Genomic DNA, 18,439 nt, shown 5'->3' on the forward strand with positions numbered 1-18,439 from the left:
CACACCCGTTCTTCCGTGAGGTTCCTGTTCAGGCGCCCGGCGTGTACGCCTGTGCCGCCTCGGACGCCTCCGGCTCGCGGACGACCTTCATGCCTCCCGTCACGGCCTTGTCCGGCTGGAGGATGACGCTCTCCTTGGAGGACGGGGCCTTCGGGTCGGAGAAGTCGTTCGCGACGCCGAAGCCGTTGTCGAAGGAGTTCAGCGAGAGCAGGGCCTTGCCGACGCCGTCACGGGTGAGGTCCTTCTTGGCGCAGGCTTCCTCCAGGGCCTCGGTGAACACCGCCGCCGCTGTCCAGCCGGCGACGACGCCGTTGTCGAGGGAGTCCTCCGGGTAGGCCGCCTTGTAGTCGGCGACGAGCTTCTTCGCCTCCTCGGTGTCGGCGCCGATGGGCAGCGAGGGCGAGGCGACGTAGTAGTTCTTCATCAGCGCCGGGCCCGCCTGGGTGGCGAGGAGCTGCGGCGAGAAGGCGGAGTTGTTGCCGATGATCGGCACGTCGAAGCCGCCGGCCGCGGCGACGCCCACCAGCGAGGCGGCCTGGCGCGGGCCCGCGCTGATCACGATGGCCTTGACGCCGGCCTTCTTCAGGGCGGCGACCTGGGCGGTCATGTCGTTGTCGGTCGGCTTGATCTTCTGCTCGACGACCGTGAGCCCGGCCTCCTCCGCCATGTGCCGGGAGCCCTCCACGGCGCTCTCGCCGTAGTCGCCCTCGAAGTACACGTGACCGATCTTGTCGCCCTTCTTGATGCCCTTCTCCTGCATCAGGAAGTCGATGGCGTTGATCGTCTCGACGTCGTACGTGGAGCCGAGGACCCGTATGTACTCGCTGCCGAGCAGCGAGTGGGCCCACGCCTGCGGGAGCACCAGTCCCTTGTCCTGCCCCTCGATACGCTGCCGCACGGCGGCGACGAACGGCGAGCCGAGGAACTGCGGGAAGCCCAGCACGTCCGGCTCCAGCTCGGTGTACGCGGCGACGGCCTTCTGCGGGTCGTAACCGTGGTCCCGCACCGTGAGCTCGATCTTGTAGCCGCAGACGCCGCCCTCGGCGTTGAGCTGCTTCACGTACAGCTGCTGGGCCTGGGTGACGCTCTTGCCGAGCGTGGCGTAGACGCCGGTCATGTCGGTGAGCACACCCAGCTTGATGGTGTCGCCCGAGACGCCGTCCCCGGTCCGTACGCCGCCGGTGCTCTCCTTCCCGCCCTCGCCTCCGCCGTCCTCGGCCTTCGAGCTGCACGCGGACAGCACGAGCAGTGCCGCGAGCGCTCCGGCGGCCGCTCTGGCCGCGGATGTCGTCCTCATCGTTCCTCCACTGGGTCCCCTGGGATGTGCCTGAGCTTGGAGCGGAGCCGGGCGGCCACCCTGACCAGGCCGCCCGGCAGGAAGAGCACCACCGCGACGACGGCGGCGCCGTACAGGTACCGGGACGCCTCGCCCGGTGCGATCCCGCCCGTGCCGGGGGCGGAGACCAGGGGCAGCGCGTCGCTGTAGCGGGTCAGGAGCTGCGGCAGCAGGGAGACGAAGAGCGCCCCCGCCACCGCGCCGGACACCGAGCCGAGCCCACCGATGACGATCATGGCGAGGTACTCGAGCGAGAGCGTGATGCCGAAGTAGTCGGGCACCGTCCGCTGGAACACCAGCGCCAGCAGCACCCCCGCGAGGCCCGCGTACATCGACGACAGCACGAAGACGGCGGCCCGGTAGCGGGCCACGGGCACGCCCATCACCCCAGCGGCGATGCGGTGGTCGCGGATGGCGTTCATGGCCCGGCCGGGCCGGCCCCGCAGCACCCCGCGGGCGAACAGCGCGCCGCCCAGCAGCAGCGCCAGCCCGAGGTACCAGAGCTTCTCGGCCGAACCGAACGGCACGGCGGCCACGACCAGCTCGCTGTCGTCGAAGGTGAGGCCGAACAGGTTCAGCGGCGGGACGTCCCGGCCGTTGAAGCCGCCGGTCAGATCCTGGGCGTTGAACAGCACGTGCTGTCCGATGAAGATCAGCGCGAGGGTGGCGATGCCGAGATACGCGCCGCGCAGCCGCCCGGCGATGGGGCTGAAGAGCCCGCCGGCGGCCCCCGCGAGCAGCACGGCGAGGACGGCGGCGAGCCAGGTGGGCAGCCCGAGGCCGACGAGACCGTCGCCGCCGCTCCCGCCCCCGTCCCCGGCCAGCACGCAGTAGCCGTACGCCCCCACCGCCAGGAAGAAGGCGTGCCCCATGGACAGCTGGCCCGTCGCTCCGGTGAGGAGGTTGATGCCGATCGCCCCGATCGCGGCCGCCATCGCGAACAGTCCGGCCTGGAGCCAGAAGCGGTCGAGGTAGAACGGCAGGGCGAGGAGGAGGACGGCGAGGGCCGCCCAGACCCAGGCGCGGGGGCCGGGGAGTCTCCGTACGGGCGCGCTGCGGGCCGTACGGGGTGTACCGGGTGTGCCCTTCTCGGTGGCCAGGACGTCAGACACGGGCCAGCTCCTTCGTGCCGAACAGCCCGGCGGGCCGGACGAGCAGGACGGCGATCATCACGAGGTACGGGGCGAGGTCGCCGAGGCCCCGGCCGAGGAAGGCGAGGTCGCTCTGGTAGCCGGTGGCCAGCGACTCGGTGATCCCGATGAGGAGGCCGCCGACGAGGGCGCCGGTGGTGGAGTCGAGCCCGCCGAGGATCGCTGCCGGGAAGGCCTTGAGCGCGGCCAGCGAGGTGGCCCGTTCCAGGCCCGGGGTCGGGAAGACGGTCAGGAACAGGGCGGCGACGGCCGCGAGGCCGCCCGCCACGGCCCAGGCGCCGAGCGACACCCTGCCGAGCCGTACGCCCATCAGCGCGGCCGTCTCCGCGCTCTCGGCGGCGGCCCGCATCGCCACGCCCCAGGAGGTGTAGCGGAAGGTGAGCAGGAACGCGGTGATGAGCAGGCCGGCGGCCAGGAAGGCGGCGATGCGCGTGTGTGCGAGGGAGATCGGGCCGAGGGTGAGGACCGCGTCGCCCCAGGGGTCGCCGAGTGCGAGGACGTCCGTGCCGATGCGGCGGGTGAGCTCGGTGGTGAGCAGGATGTCCACGCCGATGGTGACGATGGCGAGGACGCTGTGGTCGGCGCCCCGGTAGCGGCGCATGACCAGGAACTCCACGGCCGCCCCGACGGCCGCGGCGCCCGCGATCCCCACGAGCAGCGCGGGCCAGAAGCCGATGTCCTCGTGGAGGACGGCGGTGACGTACCCGCCGGCCAGCAGCAGGGAGGCGTGGGCGAAGTTGACGACCTCGGTGGCGCGGAAGATCACCACGAAGCCGAGGGCGATGAGGGCGTAGACCGAGCCCAGGGAGATGCCGTTGAGGAGGAGTTCGGCGAAGGTGGTCACTGCTGCGTCGCCTCCTCACCCAGGTAGGCGCGGATGACGGCGGGATCGTTCTGTACGTCGCCGGGGGCGCCGTCCGCGATCCTGCGTCCGAAGTCCAGGACGGTCACCGAGTCGGCGAGTCGCATCACCACTCCCATGTCGTGTTCCACGAGGACGATCGAGATGCCGAGGCTGTCGCGCACGCCCGCGATCACGGCGGCCGTACGGCGCCGCTCGTCGGCGGTCATGCCCGCGACGGGCTCGTCGAGGAGCAGCACTTTTGGCTCCATGCACAAGGCGCGGGCGAGTTCGGCGAGCTTCTGCCGCCCGTACGGCAAGGACCCGGCCGGGTGGCCGAGGCAGTCCGCGATGCCGACGAATTCGGCGATCTCACGGACGCGGGCGCGGTGCCGGCGGTCCTCGCGCGCGGCGGAGGGCAGCCGCAGCCCCGCCGCGAGGAAGCCGGTGCGGGTCAGCCGGTGCCGGCCGAGGAGCAGGCTGTCCTCGACCGTGGCGTGCGGGGGCAGCGCCAGGTTCTGGAAGATCCGTGCGACCCCCAGGTCCGCGATGCGGTGCGGGGGCAGCCCGGTCAGCTCCTGCTCGCCGAGGCGGACGCTGCCCTCGGTGGCGCGGTAGACGCCGGTGAGGACGTTGAAGCAGGTGGACTTGCCGGCGCCGTTGGGGCCGATGAGGGCGTGGACGGTGCCGGGGCGGACGGTGAACGTGACGCTGTCGAGGGCGGTGAGGCCCGCGAACCGTACGGTCAGGTCGCTGACCTCCAGCGGCGGGATGCCGGCGGAGGGAAGATCGGTGTGGGGAAGAGCCGATGTCATGTGTGCGGTCACCCCTCCCACCGGGACAGCGCGGGCAGGGTGCCCCGGGCGGAGGACGCGTCGGCGGCGGCGTCCTCGTCGACCACACCGAGGTAGCGGCGGCGTACCTCGTCCGAGGCGGCCAGTTCGTCGGCGGGCCCGGACAGGGTCACCTCGCCGACCTCCAGGACGTACGCGCGGTCGGCGAGCCGGAGCGCGATCGCGGCGTTCTGCTCGACCAGCAGCACGGACGTGCCCTGGTCGTTGATCTCCCGCACGGTGTCGGCGATCCGCTCGGCCATCAGCGGGGCGAGCCCGAGGGACGGCTCGTCGAGGAGCAGCACCTTCGGGGCGGCCATCAGGGCGCGCCCGACGGCGAGCATCTGCTGTTCGCCGCCGGAGAGGAGGCCCGCGTGCTGCTGGGCGCGCTCTGCGAGGACGGGGAAGAGCTCGTGCACGCGGCGCAGGGCCGCCGCCCGTGCCGTACGCCCTCCGGAGCTGCCGAAGGTGCCGGCGCGCAGGTTGTCGGCCACGGTCATCCGCGCGAACACCTGCCGCCCCTCCGGCACCTGGCACACCCCGGCGGCGACCACGCGGTCGGGCGGCAGCCCGTCGAGCCGCCGGTCCCCGAGGCTCACCGTGCCGCCGGTGACCGTGCCCCCGTGGAAGGCGAGGGTGCGGCTGACGGCCCGCAACAGCGTCGTCTTGCCCGCGCCGTTGCCGCCGAGCACCGTCACCACGGCCCCCTCGGGCACCTCCAGCGACACCTCGCGCAGCGCGCGTACGGGTCCGTATCCCACCGAGAGGTCCCGTACGACGAGACCCGCGCCGCCACCGCCCATGTGTCTCCCTGCTCTCACCCGAAGTGCCGATGTGCCGATGTGCCGAAGTGCCGAAGTGCCGAAGTGCCGATGTGCCCGGAGCCGTTCCGTGCCGTTCCGTGCTTGTGTCGCGCTCACGACAGCACCGCCGTGTCGGGCCCGTCCACGGGCCGGTGCGGAATCGCTGCGGGTGACCAGCGGGCCCGCCCGCGCGTTGTGCGCGCGCACAACACCGCGTGTCAGGGGCCTGCGCGGCGCGGTGACCCGATGGCATCCTCCGGGCCATGGGAGCGCGCAGAAGGCGTACCGGCCATGACTGGAAGCTGCTCGCGGAGTCCTGCGCGGCGCTGCTGGAGCGGGTGCCCGAGCTCGTCGACGAGCACCTGCGACGGCTCGCCGAGCACTCCTCCGTCTACGGGCGGGCGATCCCGTACGACCAGCACTGGCGGGAGGCCGAGGACGCGATACGGATCGGCATCGAGACGATCTCGGCGGCCCCGGACGCACCGCGCCGCGATCTCGCGTACGCGGAGGACACCGGCCGTCGCCGGGCCCAGCAGGGGCTGCCCCTGGAACTGCTGGTGCACGCCTACCGCAGTGCGGGCTACCTGGTCTGGGACGCGCTGCTGGAGGGGCCGGCCGCCCGGGAGCCGGAGCGGCTGCGGGCCCTGCTGCGGTCGGCCACCATGGTGTGGTCGGCGGTGGACGCGCAGGCCGCGGCGGCGTCGGAGGCGTACCGGGCGACCGAGCGGGAACTGCGGCAGCGCACCGACGAGCAGGTGCAGGCGCTGCTGGACGCCCTGCTGGAGGGGCACGCCGCGCCGGGGCTCGCGGCGCGGGCGGCGGCGGGCCTGGACCTGCCGGAGCACGGGCGGTACGCGGTGGTGGTGCTGCGCGCGGAACGCCGGGAGACCTTCCACCGGCCGCTGCGGGGCGCCGGGTTCCGCTTCGTCTGGCGGATGCGCACGGACCGCGAGGTCGGCGTGGTGGCGCTGGCCGAGGGGCAGGACCTCGACGGGGTGGCCCGGGTGCTGACGGAGCGCTCCTCCGGGCCCGGCGGGATCAGCCCCGTGGTGGGCGGCCTCGCCGAACTCGGCCCGGCCCGGCGGCTGGCCGAGCTGGCGCTGCGCACCTGCCCGCCGGACGCGCCGGAGGTCGTACGGCTGGACCGGCGGATGCCCACGGCCCTGGTGGTGAGCCAGCCGGAGCTGGCGGACCGGCTGGTGGCGGACGTCCTCGGGGCGCTGCTGGAGCTGGAGCCGGCGGACCGGGCGGTACTGCTGGAGACCCTGGACGTGTGGCTGGCCTGCGAGGGGTCGGCGGGGCGGGCCGCGGGACGGCTGTACTGCCACCGCAACACGGTCTTCAACCGGCTGCGGCGCCTGGAACAGCTGACGTCGCGGTCGCTGGCGCGGCCCCGGGACCTGATCGAGATGACGCTGGCGCTGGACGCGTACCGGCTGTCGGGGGCGGCGCGGTGAGGGAGGCGCTCCCTCACCGCTTCCGCCCGTACGTCCGCCTGTCCCGGGCGGGCGAGGACCGGGTCAGCCCACGAAGTCCCGCGCGATCCGCTCCGCCACGTCCTCCAGGATCGGCCCCGCCTCCGCGATGCACCGCTGGACGTCCGGCTCGACGTCGGTGAGCGGGTAGGCGCGGCGGATACCGGCCCCGCCGAGCGCCTCCGGCGCCAGCGCGAGGCGCCCGCAGACCGCGACGACCTCCTTGCCTGCGGCGCGCGCGGCGGCGGCGACACCCGCGGGCGCCTTGCCGTGCAGGGTCTGCTCGTCGAGGGAGCCCTCGCCGGTGATCACCAGGGTGGCCCGTTCCAGCGCGGGCGCGAAGCCCAGCACGTCGAGCATGACCTCGATGCCGGGCCGGAAGCGGGCGCCGAGGAGGAGCGCCCCGTACCCGATCCCGCCGGCGGCACCGGCGCCGGGCGCGCCGGCGTACTCGGCGGCCTTCGGGCCGACCGCTTTCTCCAGGACCGCCGCGAAGTGGGCCAGCGCCTCGTCGAGCACCGCCACGTCCTCGGGGCTCGCCCCCTTCTGCGGCCCGTACACGGCGGGCGCGCCCTTGGGGCCGGTCAGCGGGTTGTCGACGTCGCTCGCGAGTACGAACCCGACGTCGGCGAGGCGGGGGTCGAGCCCGGACAGATCGGCGGTCGCCAGGTCGCGCAGCGCCCCGCCCCCGGGCCCGACGGGCCGTCCGTCCGCGTCCAGGAAGCGCGCCCCGAGCGCGGCGAGCATGCCGGCGCCGCCGTCGGTGGTGGCGCTGCCGCCCACGCCGAACACGATGGTGCCGGCTCCGGCGTCCAGCGCGGCGCGCAGCAGTTCGCCCGATCCGTACGTCGACGCGGTGAGCGGGGCGAGGACCCCGGCGGGCAGCCGCTGGAGCCCGCTGGCCTCGGCCATCTCCACCACGGCCGTGTCGCCGCGCAGGGCGTACGCCGCCGTGACGGGCTCGCCGAGCGGCCCCGCGACCTGGATCTCGCGCCGCTCGAACCCGGCGGCGACCGCCGCGTCCACGGTTCCGTCGCCGCCGTCGGCCACGGGCAGCGCCTCGACGGCGAGCCCGGGGACGGCCCGGCGCAGTCCCGCGGTCACCCTCTCGGCGACCTGGACGGCGGTCAGCGAACCCTTGAACTTGTCAGCGGCGATCAGCACGCGCACCTTGCATTCCCCTCGCTACTCGGGCCTTGCACATGTCAAGGCAGTCGCGCCGCTGTGACCTTAACCGGAGGAGGGCACCGCTGCCCAGGGTGGACGTCCCTCGACCGGAGACTCACTCCGGGAGTGCCCCGCCCCGGGAGTGGTCGTAGATCTGGTGTGCCGTGGGGCCGTTGCCGCGCTTCATGGTGATGTGCTCCATCACATCCTCGAGGACGTCGAAGTCCCCGGTCAGGACGCTCACGTCGCCGGCCCCGACGACGGGCGCGGGGGGCTTGGCGTGGGCGGAGGCGGCGGGGAGGAGGACGGTGAGGGACGAGACGGCGAGCACGATCGCACGGCGCAGCTTGTTCATGACGCTCCTGAGGGGAGTGCGTGCAGTTTCCGGCGGCGTCGCGGTGATCGGCGGCCGGCCGGAACCAAGCGGACGACCGGCAGTAAACCAGACGAACATCTCATGCTGTTGTGGAAAGGGACGAAAGTTAACCCGGAAGTGGCCACCGGGTTGACGCGGATACGAAAGCGGAGTTGACGCGCGCGGAGCCCGCGCTGAGTCGCCCCGCAGCCGCCCCGGATCCGGCACGCCGGTGTACACCGGAGGTATGACCCTTGTGGGCACCGAGTTCCCCGACCGCGTCCTCGGGGGCTGGCTGGGCCGGATCGCGGGCAACATGCTCGGCAAACCGGTCGAGCGGGGCGACCACTGGACGCGGGAGCGCATCGACCGCTATCTGCGGCAGGCCGGCGCCCTGCCGCTCACCGACTACCTCCCGGAGCCCGTCAGTGAGAGCGACGGGCTCGCGCTGCGCCCGGAGTGGCGCGCCTGCGTCCGCGGCCGGATCCACGGCAGCTGCCGCGACGACGACGTGGACTACGCGATCCTCGGCCTGGACCTCCTGGAGACGCACGGCTTCGGCTTCACCACCGAGCAGGTCGGCGACCTGTGGCTGCTGCGGCTGCCGTATCTGCAGACGTTCACGGCGGAGCGGGCCGCGTACCGCAATCTCACCACCGGCCTGAAACCGCCGCTCACCGCCACGTACGACAACCCGTACCAGGAGTGGATCGGTGCCCTCATCCGCGCCGACATCCATGGCTGGACGCACCCGGGCGACCCCCGCCGCGCGGCCGCGTCGGCGCGCCGGGACGCGGTGCTCTCGCACACCGGGAACGGCGTGTACGGCGCGATGTGGGCGGCGGCCCTGATCGCGGCCGCGTTCACCGCGCCCGCCGTGCGCCCCGCCCTCGACACGGCCCTCACGGTGATCCCGGCGGGCAGCCGCCTCGCCCGCACCGTGCGCCGGGTGCTCACCCTCCACGAGGCCGGGCTCGGCTGGGAGGACACCCTGGACACGCTGGCCGGGGAGACCGCCGGGCTCGGCTGGATCCACACGGTCCCGAACGCCGCGGTCCTCACGGCGGGCCTGCTGTACGGCGCCGGGGACTTCACCAGGACGGTCGCCCTCACCGTACGCGGCGGGCTCGACACCGACTCCAACGGCGCGACCGCGGGCTCGGTGGCCGGCGTGCTGTGCGGAGCCGGGGCGATCCCGCCCCAGTGGACGGATCCCCTGCGGGACACGGTGCGCAGCGCGGTCTTCGGGTTCGACGGGGTGCGGATCAGCGAACTGGCGGAACGGACGGTGCGGCTGGTGGCGCACGGTCCGGACGCGCCGGGTTCGAACTGCTGACTGGTCGCTGTTTCGAGCGGTCGTCGCGGGCACCGCGACACCGCCGGGTCCGTACCTCGTTGGCCATGCCGTGAAGGACCTCGTTGGGGATCCCGCGGAGGCCGCGGGATGAGCCGCTGGTGGCGATGTGCCCGTACGGCCGTCTGGCACGCGGTGCTGGAGCAGTCGCGCAACCGTTCGGCGCTGGTGCTGGCGGTGTTCTTCGTGCCGTTGTGGCTGTGCCTCGCCCATCTGGTGCTGCCCGCGGATCCGGTGCTGTTCCTGCTGCGTGCGGCGGACCGGCCGGTGCGGCTCGACGCGAACGCGGTCGCCGAACTGTCGGGGGCCCTGCACTCGCTCACCCTGGTCGTCGGTTTCATGATGTTCCTGTCCACCAGCCGGTCCGCGGTCTTCTACCGCCGGCTGGCCACGGCCGGCTGTCCGCGCTCCTGCCTGGTGCCGGCGCAGGGCTCCGTGCTGCTGATGTGGGCCGCGCCGACCGCCGCGTACGCCACCGCGTGGGTGTGCTTCTTCCGGCAGCCGGAGCGGGTCGACGTCCTGGCGGCCGCCCTCTGCGTCGGCGCCCTCGTCTACGGCGCGGCCGGCATCCTGCTGGCCACGCTCACCCGCAGCGAACTCGCGGGCCTGTTCACGGTCACCGTGGTCGGCTTCGTCGACCTGACCCTGCAGAACCCGGTCGCCAACTCCTGCGCGGACAGTCCCGTGGTGCGCCTGCTGCCGGCGTACGGCGCGATGCAGTCCGCCGTCTCCGCCGTCAGCACCGGCGGCACCCCGTGGGAGCACCTGCTGCTGGGGCTGTGGTGGGCGGCCGTGCTGTCCCTGGCCGCTCTCGTCGTCTTCACGGCGCGTACCGGCGGCCGGAAGGCAGCACCGGCCGCGCGACGGCCGGTCCCCGGCGGGTCTGCGCGGGAACGTTCGTCCGGCCCCGGGCCTGCGGACCGTTCGCCCGGCGGCCCGGCGCGGGCGTACCGGCTGGCCGGGATCACCGATCCGGAGGTGCGCGCCGGGTACGAGGCCTGCCGTCGGCTGGTGCGGCGCTCCCGCCGTCTGGACAGCGCGATCGTGCAGCTCTTCCCGCCCGGACTGCGGCCGCTGCTGTGGGCGATGTACGGCTACGGGCGCACTCTCGACGGCGTCGCGGACGCCCCGGACGACACACCGCGGCGGCGGGCGGAGCGGGTGGGCGCCCACAGCCGCGCCCTGGAGACCGACCTGCGGCACGGCCGCAGCGACGACCCGGTGCGCGCGGCGCTGGTCGACGCGGTCTGGCGCTGGGACCTGCCCGCCGACGACCTGTCGGTCATGGCCGCCGGGCACCGGCTGGACGCGGCGCGCGAGACCCGCCTGCTCACCTGGGAGGACTGGCACGCGTACTGGGACGGGCTGTCGTTCCCGTTCGGCGTCTCCCGGCTGCCGGCCCTGCTCAGCGGCCCGGGCATGGCCTTCACCGCGGAGGACGCCGACGCGCTGCACCGCTGGAGCGACGCGCACAACCTCGTCGACGCCCTGCGCGACCTGCGGGAGGACGCCCGGCAGGGCTTCGTCCAGCTGCCGCACGCCGTCCTGGAGGAGTACGCGGTCACCGCCGACGACCTGCGGCAGCCCCGGTCCAGCGAGCGTGTCACCGCCCTGGTGAACGCCCTGGCGGACCGGGCCGACGCATGGCTGGACCAGGCCGCGTGCCTCGGGGGGCAGCATCCGCCCGCGGCGGCGGCCTGGCGCACGGTCGTGGCGCTGCAACGGCTCGAACTGAACCGGATGCGGCGCCGTCCGGGACGGCTGCGGCACCGCGTCCGGCCGGGCACGGCCGCCCCGGGCCGGGACCGCCACCCGTTCACCACGGCGGACCGGATCCGCTTCCACTGTCTTCTGCTGGCGGGCCGGCTGCGCGTCGCCCGCGCCTGGCGACGCGCGCGGACGGCGGCCGCCACACCGCCCGCCGTGCTGCCGGTCCCCGTGCCCCGGGCCGCCACCGCGGACCACCCCGCCGCCCGGACCGGCCCGCTGCCGCCCGCGCCGCACCCGGACGGTGCCCGCCCGCCGCGGCTGCCCGCCGACCGGCTGCCCCGGCATGTGGCGATCACCATGGACGGCAGCGGACGGTGGGCCACCGAACGCGGTCTGTCCCGCGGCGACGGGCACCGCGCCGGCGGCCGGGCCCTGCGCGACATCGTGTACGGCGCGCTGGAGATCGGCCTGCCGTACCTGAGCGTGTACGCGCTGTCCGCCGGGAACCGGGCCTGCGCCACGGCGGACTCCGGCACCCTGCTGCGTGTGCTCCGCACCGGGCTGGACCTGCGGACGGAGGAGCTCTGGCAGCGCGACGTGCGGCTGGTGTGGTCCGGTTCGGCCGACGGACTCCCCGCCGGCCTGGTCCGGGACCTCGACGACACGGTGCACGCCACCCGGGACCGCGCCGGCCTCACCCTCAACCTCTGCCTCAACCACGGCGGACGCGACGAGATCACCCGGGCGGTCCGCGCCCTGGCCGCGCAGGCCGTACGCGGTGAGCTCACCCCCGAGCGCATCACCGCGCGCCATGTGGGCCGCCAGCTGCACCGGCCCGAGCTGCCCGACGTGGACCTCCTGGTGCGTACGGCCGGGGAACAGCGCACCTCCGACTTCCTCACCTGGCAGTCCGTCCACGCCGAACTCGTCTTCCTGGACACCCTCTGGCCCGACGCCGACCGCACGCACCTGTGGACGGCCGTGCGCACGTACACCGGCCGGGAACGCCGCTTCGGGGCCGGGACCGGCCGGTGACTCCGGCGGCGGGTCGGCGCCGGTGACTCCGGCGCCGGGTCCGGCCGGTGAGGAGGAAGGACGCAAGTCGTCACCGTGGCTGGATACCCTTCCTGGATGACGACCTCGGACACCACCACGCAGAACACCCCGAACACCCCCCAGGACTTCGCCGCGTACATCGCGAGCCTTCCCCGTGTGCTCGCCGGTGCCGCCGCGCTCTTCCGTGACGCCGAGGGCCGGGTGCTGCTCGTCGAGCCGAACTACCGGGAGGGCTGGGCGCTGCCGGGCGGCACGGTGGAGTCGGACGACGGGGAGAGCCCGCGGCAGGGGGCGCGCCGCGAGACCGCCGAGGAGATCGGGCTCGACGTCGAGCCGGGCCGGCTGCTCGCGGTGGACTGGGTGACCGGAGCCGGGCGCCCGCCGCTGGTGGCGTACCTGTACGACGGCGGGGTGCTCGGCGAGGACGACTTCAAGGCGATCGTCCTGCAGGAGGAGGAACTGCTGTCCTGGCGGCTCGTGCCCCGCGAGGAGCTGACCGCGTACCTGCCGGGCTCGCTCGGCCGCCGGGTGCTGGCCGCGCTCGATGTCCTGGCGGAGGGCTCGGGGACGGCGGAGCTGGAGAACGGGCACCGGGTGGGCGGCCACCGGGTGGACGGATAACCGTTCGCCGGGCCCTTCCGGTCCCCCCTACCCTCGACCCCATGACCACCAAGCCCCTCGTCGCCATCCTCAGCGGGGCCGGCATCAGCACCGACTCCGGCATCCCCGACTACCGCGGCCCGAACGGACTGTGGCGCCGCGACCCGGAGGCCGAGAAGCTCGTCACCTACGAGTACTACATGGGCGACCCGGAGATCCGGCGCCGTTCGTGGCGGATGCGGCGGGAGAACCGGACGCTGAAAGCCGAGCCGAACGCCGCGCACCGGGCGGTGGCCGGGCTGGAGCGCTCCGGAGTGCCGGTCAGGGTGATCACGCAGAACGTGGACGGTCTGCACCAGCTCGCCGGGATGCCCGCCCGCAAGGTGCTCGAACTGCACGGCAGCTCGCGGAGCGTGGTGTGCACGAAGTGCCACGCGCGCGGGCCGATGGAGGACGCGCTCGCCCGGGTGGAGGCCGGCGAGGACGACCCGCCGTGCCTGGAGTGCGGCGGCGTCCTGAAGTCGGCGACGGTGATGTTCGGCGAGCGGCTCGACCCGGTCGTCCTCGGCGAGGCGGTGGCCGTCACCAAGGCGAGCCAGGTGTTCGTCGCGGTCGGCAGCAGCCTCCAGGTGCAGCCCGCCGCGGGTCTCGCCGGCGTGGCCGCCGACCACGGAGCACGGCTGATCATCGTCAACGCCGAGCCGACGCCGTACGACGACCGCGCCGACGAGGTGATCCGGGAACCGATCGGGACGGCGCTGCCGGAACTGTTGCGCCGGATCGCCGGCTGACGGCCGGCTCGGCGCCCGCCGGCCGACGTACCGACGCCATGCCCTGTTCCGGGCGCGCCGCCTGCCGCGCGCCCGGAACAGGTGTCACCGGAACGCCGGCAGGTTGCGCGCCACCCACTCCCCGAAGGGCCTGGCCGGGCGGTGGAGGACGCGCTCCACGTCGGGGCTGATCGCCTGCTCGGCCGGGAGCGGGGCCCCGAGGACGTCCAGGGTGCCGTCGATGACCTCCTCCGGCATGAACCGCGCCATGTGGGCATGCGCGTCCTCGCGCGTCAGCTCCACGAACGTCACGTCCTCCCCCAGGGCCCCGGAGATCACCGCGGCCTGCTGCCGCGGACTGATCACCTCCGGGCCGGTGAGCTCGTACGTACGTCCCGCGTGGCCGTCCTCGCGCAGCGCGGCCGCGGCGACCTCGGCGATGTCCGCGGGGTCGACGACGGGCAGCGCCACGTCACCGAACGGGGCGAAGACCGCCCGCTGCACGCGGACCGACTCGGCCCAGGCGAAAGCGTTCGAGGCGAAGTTGCCGGGGCGCAGGATCACGGACTCCGCTCCCGACGCGCGCACGGCCGCCTCGTACTCCCGCAGGCGGGTGTGCGAGAGCGCCTCGGAGCGGGTGGAGTTGATCTGCGAGGAGAGCAGGACGACCCGCTCGACCCCGCCGTCCACGGCCGCCTCCAGCAGGGCGTCCGGGCTTTCCCCGCGGCTGTTGAGCTCGCCGCCCAGCAGGAGGAACAAGGCGTGGGCGCCTTCGAGGACCGGTCGCATGGTCGCGGAGTCGCCGGGGTCGGCCTGTGCGTGGCGCACGCCGCCCGGGAGGCCCGCGGGCTGCGGACGCCTCGACACGGCCACGACCTCCTCCCCCGCCTCGACCAGCCGAGGCACCAGCGTCCGTCCGATGTTGCCGGTCGCACCCGTCACTACGATCATTGCCACTCCCCAGTGAGTTAGTCAGCTGACTAAAAAGGACCGTAGCATGCGTCCCACACCCGTTGTCTATAGTGAGTTGGGTGACTGACTCAGCAGCGAAGCCGCGGGCCCGCGCATCCGAGAAGCGCCGACGGCTGACGGCGGCGGCGGCCCGTGTCCTGCACGAGCAGGGCGTCGAGCGGACCACCCTCGCCGACATCGCGCGCGCGGCCGACGTCCCCGTCGGGAACGTCTACTACTACTTCAAGACCAAGGACGAGCTGGTCCGGGCGGCCCTGTCCGAGCACAGCGCCCACCTGGACGAGCTCACGGGCGAACTGGCCCGGTTGCCCGACCCGCGCGACCGCCTCAAGGCCCTGATCAACACATGGGTCGACCAGCGCGAGACCGCCGCCCGCCACGGCTGCCCCACCGGCACCCTGGCCGTCGAACTCGACAAGCGCGCGGACGGCACCTTGGACATGGAGGCGGGTGCGGTGCTCCGGCGACTGCTGGACTGGGCCGCGGGCCAGTTCCGCGAGCTGGGCCTGTCCGCCCCGGACGACCTCGCCGTCACCCTGATCTCCGGCTACCAGGGCATGTCGCTCCTGGCCAACGCCCTGCGCGACCCGGAGATCATGACGCGCGAGGGGGCCCGGCTGCTGAGCTGGCTCGACTCCCTCGAGCCTGCCGCCTGACGTCTCCACCGGCGCGCTGTCAGGCCAGGACCTCGCGCAGCCAGGACCGTTCCGCGCGGCTGGTGGCGCGGGCGACGACGAGCATGCCGCGGCGGTAGGGATCGCCGGTGTCCTCGGCGCCCAGCGGGCGGTCACCGTCGTGGAAGAAGCTCGCGGGCCGCTCCAGGAACGCCAGCCGCCGGCGCAGCACCGCGTGCTGGTCCGCGGTGTCCGGGAGGTGGGAGAGGAACGCCAGCACCGTGAAGTACCGGGTGCTGTCGCTGATGTCCAGGCCGTCGGCGTCCCGCAGCCGGCGCAGCAGCTCGCGGCGGCCGGCGCCGGTCAGGCTCAGGGTGTGCCGCTGGGCCGCCGAGGCGCCCGGTTCGGTGCGCCGGTCCAGCAGCCCGGCGCGGACCAGCCTGTTGATCGCCGGGTAGAGGCTGCCGTCACTGACCGGCCGGGCATGGCCGGACAAGTGCGCGATCCGGTGGCGCAGTTGGTAGCCGTGCAGCGGCCCCTCGGCCAGGAATCCCAGGATCGCGAGTTCGAGCATGCTGCTACTCTCGCACATCGAAACGAGGTACCTCGAATCGATGTAGAGGGCGGGGATGACGGGGATGACGGGGATGGCGTACACCGAGGAATGGGTGACCGCGCGGGCGCGCGACGCCTACGAGCGCGGCCGGGCCTCGTTCGACGTACGGCCCGAGCGGACGGCGCTGCTGGTCATCGACATGCAGGACGAGTTCGTCCGGCCCGGCTGGAGCCCCTACTGGGTGCCCGCCGCCACCCGGATGGCACCCCGGCTCCGGCAGTTGGTCGCAGTCTGCCGGACCGCCGCCGTCCCGGTGATCTGGACCATCTTCGACGACACCCATCTCGGACTGGACCGCCCGCACGCCCTGCGGTTCCTGCCGCACGGTGACACCGACTGGCGCCGGCCGGGCCCCGCCGAGGTGTGGGACGGGATGGGCCGCCGCCCCGACGAGGTCCTGATCCGCAAGCCCTCCTACGGGGCGTTCTACGACACCCCGCTCGACACCGTGCTGCGCAACCTCGGCCGGGACACGGTGATCGTCACGGGAACGCTCACCAACTACTGCTGCGGCACCACGGCCCGGCAGGCGTACGAGCGCGGCTACCGGGTCGTCTTCGGGTCCGACGTCACGGCCACCGACGACGAGTCCCGGCAGGAACCGGAACTCGCCGTCCTGCGCAAGGGCTTCGCCCTCGTGCTGACCGCCGAGGAGATCGCCGGCCGACTGGCCGCGGCCCAGAAGGTCTAGTGGCCCAGGAGCTCTAGAAGAGCGCCGCCTCCCGTTCGAAGTCCAACAGCCGCCGCTTGCGGGGCAGACCGCCGCCGTAGCCCGTCAGGCCGCCGTCCGCGCCGACGACACGGTGGCAGGGGACGATGATGCCGATCGGGTTGCGGCCGTTGGCCAGGCCCACCGCGCGGGAGGCTTTCGGGTTGCCGAGGGTGGTGGCCAGTTCCCCGTACGTGCGGGTCTCGCCGTAGGGGATGCGGCGGAGTTCCTCCCAGACCGTGCGCTGGAACGGTGTTCCGGCGAGGTGGAGGCCGAGGGTGAACTCCTTCAGCTCTCCCGCGAAGTAGGCGCGGAGCTGCTCCGTGGCCTCGCCGAAGGGTGTGTCGTCCGGGACGCCGAAGGTCTCCTCCGGCGGGCGGTGGCGCTGGTCGGTCATGTAGAGGCCGGACAGGACGCCGTCCGTGGCGACGAGGGTGAGGGCACCGTAGGGGCTGTCGATGACGGTGTGCTGCTTCATGGTGTGTCCTTCGAGCATTCCTGTACGAGCATTCCTATACGGGAAGGAAGTTGATCGGGTGGCTGTCCGTCGCCCACAGGTACTGCACCGCGTACGCCCGCCACGGCCGCCAGGCCGCCGCGCGTGCGGTGAGCGCCGCCGGCGTCGACGGCAGGCCCAGTTCCTTCGCGGCGCGGCGGATGCCGAGGTCGGTGGGGAGGAAGGCGTCGGGGTCGCCGAGGGCGCGCATCGCGATGACGTCCACCGTCCAGGGGCCGAAGCCGGGGAGGGCGAGGAGCCGGGTCCGTGTCTCCTCCCAGTCGCTCTCGACACCCAGGTGGATCGTGCCGTCGGCCAGTCGGTTCACCAGGGTGGTGAAGGTGGTGCGGCGCGTGCGGGGCATGGCCAGGGTCCCGGGGTCGAGCGCCGCGAGCGCCTCCGGGGACGGGAACAGATGGGTGAGACCGCCCTCGGGGTCGTCGATCGGTTCGCCGTGGGCCATGACCAGGCGGGCCGCGTGGGTGCGGGCGGCGGCCGTGGAGACCTGCTGTCCGAGCACGGCCCGTACGGCGAACTCGGCCTCGTCGACCGTGCGCGGCACCCGGCGGCCCGGCGCCTTGTCGACCAGCGGCGCCAGTACCGGGTCGGTGCGCAACTGGTCGTCCACCGCTACCGGATCGGCGTCCAGGTCGAGCATGCGGCGGCAGCGGGCGATCGCCACGGGCAGGTCGCGCAGGTCGCTGAGGGTGAGGCGGCAGGCGATGTGGTCGGGGGCCGGGGTGAGGGCGGCGATGCCGTGGCCGTAGGGCAGGCGCAGGGTGCGGCGGTAGGCGCCGTCCCGCCACTCCTCGACCCCGGGTACGGCGGTCGCCGCGAGGTGGCCGAAGAGGTTGTCGGGGTTGAGGGGGGCGCGGAAGGGGAGGCGGAGGGTCAGCGCGCCGGGGGTCGCGCCGGCCGCTCCAGCCGCTCCGGTCGCTTCGGTCGCTCCAGCCGCTTCGTTCGCTCGCGCGGGGGACCGCTTGCGGGTGCCGACCCGGGCGCGCAGTTCGCTCGGTGACAGTGCGAAGACCTCGCGCACGGTGTCGTTGAAGCTGCGGATCGAGGCGAAACCGGCCGCGAAGGCTATGTCCGCCATCGGCAGCGCGGTCGTCTCGATCAGCAGCCGCGCGGTCTGGGCGCGCTGGGCGCGGGCCAGGGCGAGCGGTCCGGCGCCCAGTTCGGTGCGGAGCTCCCGTTCGATCTGGCGGGTGCTGTAGCCGAGGAGCCGGGCGAGGCCGGGGACGCCCTCCCGGTCCACGACGCCGTCGCCGATGAGGCGCATCGCGCGGGCCACGAGGTCGGCGCGCCGGTTCCACTCGGGCGAGCCCGGGCTGGCGTCCGGGCGGCACCGCTTGCACGCCCGGAACCCGGCCTGCTGGCAGGAGGCCGCGCTCGGGTGGAACGTCATGTTCTCCGGCTTCGGCGGCACGACCGGGCAGCTCGGCCGGCAGTAGATCCGCGTGGTCGTGACGGCCGTGTAGAACCAGCCGTCGAAGCGCGCGTCCTTCGACCGGACGGCGCGTACGCAGCGCTCGACGTCGGTGTGCATCCCGTTTCGCATGGCTCAAGCTTCGGGCA

Annotated in this window: 18 protein-coding genes; 7 read left to right on the forward strand and 11 right to left on the reverse strand. The window is 73.8% G+C overall.

What is annotated here, in order from left to right; genetic code table 11:
- Positions 1-28: 28 nt before the first annotated feature.
- Genes IE242_RS12335 through IE242_RS12355 form a run of 5 tightly spaced genes read right to left on the reverse strand, consistent with a single transcriptional unit; the run spans position 29 to position 4,964 of the window.
- Positions 29-1,297, reverse strand: coding sequence for an ABC transporter substrate-binding protein (locus IE242_RS12335; RefSeq protein ID WP_189858325.1), 1,269 nt, complete (start codon positions 1,295-1,297; stop codon positions 29-31).
- Positions 1,294-2,448, reverse strand: coding sequence for a branched-chain amino acid ABC transporter permease (locus tag IE242_RS12340; protein WP_189858327.1), 1,155 nt, complete (start codon positions 2,446-2,448; stop codon positions 1,294-1,296). Before IE242_RS12340 ends, IE242_RS12335 begins: the two co-directional genes overlap by 4 nt.
- Complete coding sequence (locus IE242_RS12345) at positions 2,441-3,331, reverse strand: branched-chain amino acid ABC transporter permease (protein ID WP_189858328.1); 891 nt, start codon at positions 3,329-3,331, stop codon at positions 2,441-2,443. Before IE242_RS12345 ends, IE242_RS12340 begins: the two co-directional genes overlap by 8 nt.
- Positions 3,328-4,143 carry an ABC transporter ATP-binding protein gene (locus IE242_RS12350; protein WP_189858330.1) on the reverse strand — a complete coding sequence of 272 codons (816 nt, stop codon included), beginning with the start codon at positions 4,141-4,143 and terminating at the stop codon, positions 3,328-3,330. The genes IE242_RS12345 and IE242_RS12350 overlap by 4 nt, the downstream gene beginning before the upstream one ends.
- Before the next feature lie 8 nt (positions 4,144-4,151).
- Positions 4,152-4,964: an ABC transporter ATP-binding protein gene (locus IE242_RS12355; protein ID WP_189858332.1), complete on the reverse strand. Its 813-nt coding sequence runs from the start codon at positions 4,962-4,964 to the stop codon at positions 4,152-4,154.
- A 263-nt stretch (positions 4,965-5,227) separates the two neighbouring features.
- On the opposite strand from IE242_RS12355, the gene IE242_RS12360 reads away from it, so the two are divergent.
- On the forward strand, positions 5,228-6,424 hold the full coding sequence (locus tag IE242_RS12360; RefSeq protein WP_189858334.1) for a PucR family transcriptional regulator: 1,197 nt from the start codon (positions 5,228-5,230) through the stop codon (positions 6,422-6,424).
- Between the two features lie 63 nt (positions 6,425-6,487).
- On the opposite strand, the gene IE242_RS12365 is transcribed toward IE242_RS12360, so the two are convergent.
- A complete protein-coding gene (locus IE242_RS12365) occupies positions 6,488-7,606 on the reverse strand; it encodes a glycerate kinase (RefSeq protein ID WP_189858336.1) in 1,119 nt (372 codons plus the stop codon).
- 118 nt (positions 7,607-7,724) lie between these two features.
- Positions 7,725-7,964 (reverse strand): hypothetical protein, encoded by a 240-nt coding sequence (locus tag IE242_RS12370; protein ID WP_189858338.1) that lies wholly within the window; start codon positions 7,962-7,964, stop codon positions 7,725-7,727.
- 247 nt (positions 7,965-8,211) lie between these two features.
- Between IE242_RS12370 and IE242_RS12375 the strand changes: the two genes are divergently transcribed.
- The 4 genes from IE242_RS12375 (at position 8,212) to IE242_RS12390 (ending at position 13,475) form a co-directional block, all read left to right on the forward strand.
- Positions 8,212-9,300: an ADP-ribosylglycohydrolase family protein gene (locus IE242_RS12375; protein WP_189858339.1), complete on the forward strand. Its 1,089-nt coding sequence runs from the start codon at positions 8,212-8,214 to the stop codon at positions 9,298-9,300.
- 108 nt (positions 9,301-9,408) lie between these two features.
- Positions 9,409-12,063, forward strand: a complete 2,655-nt coding sequence (gene uppS / locus IE242_RS12380; RefSeq protein WP_189858341.1) for a polyprenyl diphosphate synthase — start codon at positions 9,409-9,411, stop codon at positions 12,061-12,063.
- 96 nt (positions 12,064-12,159) lie between these two features.
- A complete protein-coding gene (locus tag IE242_RS12385; protein ID WP_189858343.1) occupies positions 12,160-12,705 on the forward strand; it encodes an NUDIX domain-containing protein in 546 nt (181 codons plus the stop codon).
- 41 nt (positions 12,706-12,746) lie between these two features.
- Entirely contained in the window at positions 12,747-13,475 is a 729-nt protein-coding gene (locus IE242_RS12390; protein ID WP_189858345.1) for an SIR2 family NAD-dependent protein deacylase, read from the forward strand.
- Between the two features lie 84 nt (positions 13,476-13,559).
- On the opposite strand, the gene IE242_RS12395 is transcribed toward IE242_RS12390, so the two are convergent.
- On the reverse strand, positions 13,560-14,405 hold the full coding sequence (locus IE242_RS12395; RefSeq protein WP_189858347.1) for an NAD(P)H-binding protein: 846 nt from the start codon (positions 14,403-14,405) through the stop codon (positions 13,560-13,562).
- A gap of 80 nt (positions 14,406-14,485) precedes the next feature.
- Here IE242_RS12395 and IE242_RS12400 point away from each other — a divergent pair, with 80 nt between their 5' ends.
- Positions 14,486-15,082, forward strand: coding sequence for a TetR/AcrR family transcriptional regulator (locus tag IE242_RS12400; protein WP_189858349.1), 597 nt, complete (start codon positions 14,486-14,488; stop codon positions 15,080-15,082).
- A gap of 19 nt (positions 15,083-15,101) precedes the next feature.
- Here the strand turns inward: IE242_RS12400 and IE242_RS12405 are convergent, their stop codons facing one another.
- On the reverse strand, positions 15,102-15,614 hold the full coding sequence (locus IE242_RS12405) for a PadR family transcriptional regulator (RefSeq protein WP_189858351.1): 513 nt from the start codon (positions 15,612-15,614) through the stop codon (positions 15,102-15,104).
- A 73-nt stretch (positions 15,615-15,687) separates the two neighbouring features.
- Between IE242_RS12405 and IE242_RS12410 the strand changes: the two genes are divergently transcribed.
- Entirely contained in the window at positions 15,688-16,347 is a 660-nt protein-coding gene (locus IE242_RS12410; protein ID WP_189858353.1) for a cysteine hydrolase family protein, read from the forward strand.
- A 13-nt stretch (positions 16,348-16,360) separates the two neighbouring features.
- Here the strand turns inward: IE242_RS12410 and IE242_RS12415 are convergent, their stop codons facing one another.
- Positions 16,361-16,843 carry a methylated-DNA--[protein]-cysteine S-methyltransferase gene (locus IE242_RS12415; RefSeq protein ID WP_189858355.1) on the reverse strand — a complete coding sequence of 161 codons (483 nt, stop codon included), beginning with the start codon at positions 16,841-16,843 and terminating at the stop codon, positions 16,361-16,363.
- A 34-nt stretch (positions 16,844-16,877) separates the two neighbouring features.
- Positions 16,878-18,422, reverse strand: coding sequence for an AlkA N-terminal domain-containing protein (locus IE242_RS12420; RefSeq protein WP_271208681.1), 1,545 nt, complete (start codon positions 18,420-18,422; stop codon positions 16,878-16,880).
- Positions 18,423-18,439 lie beyond the last annotated feature (17 nt).

It is taken from the genome of Streptomyces poonensis, from assembly GCF_014650915.1.
Taxonomy (GTDB): Bacteria; Actinomycetota; Actinomycetes; order Streptomycetales; family Streptomycetaceae; genus Streptomyces; species Streptomyces poonensis.